This is a genomic window from Microbacterium sp. CPCC 204701 (genome assembly GCF_004010105.1).
GTDB lineage: Bacteria > Actinomycetota > Actinomycetes > Actinomycetales > Microbacteriaceae > Microbacterium.
On the sequence record NZ_RRYE01000433.1, the window covers coordinates 1 to 2,342 of the forward strand.

Below are 2,342 nucleotides of genomic sequence, written 5' to 3' on the forward strand. Positions count from 1 at the left end.
CTCGGCCGTGCGCCGAGCGCCGGCCTCGAGCGTGCGCTCGATCCGGTCGCGGCCGCGCGCCGCCAGCATCTCGACCTCGTGCGATCGCGTCGTGAGGAGCGTCTCGGGCGTGCGCAGCACGGGCCGCGAGCGCAGCTGCTCGAGCTGGGCGATGTCGTGGGTGACGCGCTGCGTGAGCCGCATCGTGAGACGGGCGCGCAGCTGCGCCACGAGGGCGCGCTGCTCGGCGACATCCGGCACCACGCGCTTCGCCGCGTCGGTCGGCGTCGAGGCGCGGAGGTCGGCGACGTCGTCGAGCAGCGGGTGGTCGTTCTCATGCCCGATCGCGCTGACGACCGGAGTGGATGTTGCCGCCACCGCGCGCAGCAGACGCTCGTCGCTGAAGCCGAGGAGGCTCTGCGGGTCGCCGCCGCCGCGCGCGATGATGATGACGTCGACGTCGGGCGCGGCATCGAGCGCCTTGAGTGCCGCGATCGTCTCGGGCACGCAGCGGTCGCCCTGCACGGCGGCGTGCTTGGTGCGGAACGTGACCTGCGGCCAGCGCAGCTCGGCGTTGCGGTGCACGTCCTTCTCGGCATCGGAGTTCGCCCCGGTGATGAGGCCGATGACATGGGGCAGGAACGGGAGGGGCTTCTTGCGGGCGGCGTCGAAGAGCCCCTCGGCGCGCAGCTGAGCACGCAGGCGCTCGAGGCGCTCGAGCTGATCGCCGAGGCCGACGTGCCGCATCGCCGACACCGCGAAGGTGAAGTCGCCGGTCTTGACGAAGAAGTCCGCCTTGACGCACGCGATGACATGATCGCCGACCTTGAGGTCGGCGGGCAGCCGGTCGCGCGTCGACGACCAGATGCGGAACGCGATCGTGGCATCGGTCGAGAGGTCCTTGAGGCGGCCGAAGACGTTGCCGCCGCGCAGGTTCCAGGTGGTGATCTCGCCCTCGACCCACACCGAGCCCCAGGTCTGGATGAAGCCGCGGATGGTGTCGCCCAGCCGTGCCACAGACGTCGGCGCCTGGGCCGTGGAGTCGCGCGGCGCCACCGCGTCCGGCGGCGGCGGCTCGCCGGGGATGGCGGCGGCCTGAAACGTCGTCATGGGGTCCTCTCGTGCCTGGGCGGCTGTGGGCCGGCACAGGGCCGGCGTCCAGGGGCCGCCCGTAGAATCGACGGGTGAGCACCAGCACCCTGGGGACGACCCCCGTGAGCATGCCCGTCCCGCGCATCCCACGGCGGCGCAGGCCACTCCAGGATAACGCCGTGCCCGGACACAAGAAGGTGCTGCTGGCCTCCCCGCGCGGATACTGCGCGGGGGTCGACCGCGCGGTCATCGCGGTCGAGAAGGCACTCGACCGCTTCGGCGCGCCGGTGTACGTGCGCAAGCAGATCGTCCACAACATCCACGTCGTCACCGAGCTCGAGCACAAGGGCGCCGTGTTCGTCGACGAGGTCGACGAGGTGCCCGAGGGCGCGCACGTGGTGTTCAGCGCGCACGGGGTGTCACCGGCCGTCGTGGATGCGGCATCCGATCGGGGCCTGCGCGCCATCGACGCGACATGCCCGCTCGTGACGAAGGTGCACCGCGAGGCCGTGCGGTTCGCGCGGGACGACTACGAGATCCTCCTCATCGGCCACGTCGGCCACGAGGAGGTCGAGGGCACCGCCGGCGAAGCGCCCGATCACGTCACGATCGTGGGCTCGCCCGACGAGGCCGACACGATCAAGGTGCGCGATCCCTCGAAGGTCGTGTGGCTGTCGCAGACGACGCTCTCGGTCGACGAGACGATGGAGACGGTGCGACGCCTGCGCACCCGCTTCCCGCAGCTGCAGGACCCGCCCTCGGACGACATCTGCTACGCGACGCAGAACCGCCAGGTCGCGATCAAGAAGGTCGCCAAGGACGCGGACCTCGTGATCGTGGTCGGCTCCGCGAACTCGTCGAACAGCGTGCGCCTCGTCGAGGTCGCCCTCGAGCACGGCGCGAAGGCGGCGTATCGCGTGGACTACGCCGACGAGGTCGAGCAGTCCTGGCTCGAGGGCGTCCAGACCGTCGGCGTCACGAGTGGTGCGTCGGTGCCGGAGGTGCTCGTGCAGCAGGTGCTCGACGACCTGGCCGCCGCGGGCTACCGCGACGTCGAAGAGGTGCGCACCGCCGAGGAGGACTTGCAGTTCTCGCTTCCCAAGGAGCTGCGGACGGATGCCGCGGGCAAGCGCGACGACCGGGCGCTCGGCGGGAGGAGCCGCTCGTGAGCGACGCCGCGCACGACTCGGCCGCACGCTCGCGCGGCGAAGGGGAATCGCGCTCCCGGCCCCAGTACGGGGAGTACGCGACCCCCGAGGAGCAGCGCGCCC

2 protein-coding genes are annotated in these 2,342 nt (G+C 71.7%); one reads left to right on the top strand and one right to left on the bottom strand.

Features of this window, described 5'->3' with window-relative positions; all coding sequences use genetic code 11:
• A partial coding sequence (gene xseA / locus EIO58_RS16415) for an exodeoxyribonuclease VII large subunit (RefSeq protein ID WP_127820383.1) occupies nt 1-1,089 on the bottom strand: 1,089 nt, incomplete at its 3' end.
• Nucleotides 1,090-1,199: 110 nt separating this feature from the next.
• Here xseA and EIO58_RS16420 point away from each other — a divergent pair.
• Nucleotides 1,200-2,240 carry a 4-hydroxy-3-methylbut-2-enyl diphosphate reductase gene (locus tag EIO58_RS16420; protein ID WP_240658947.1) on the top strand — a complete coding sequence of 347 codons (1,041 nt, stop codon included), beginning with the start codon at nt 1,200-1,202 and terminating at the stop codon, nt 2,238-2,240.
• Nucleotides 2,241-2,342 lie beyond the last annotated feature (102 nt).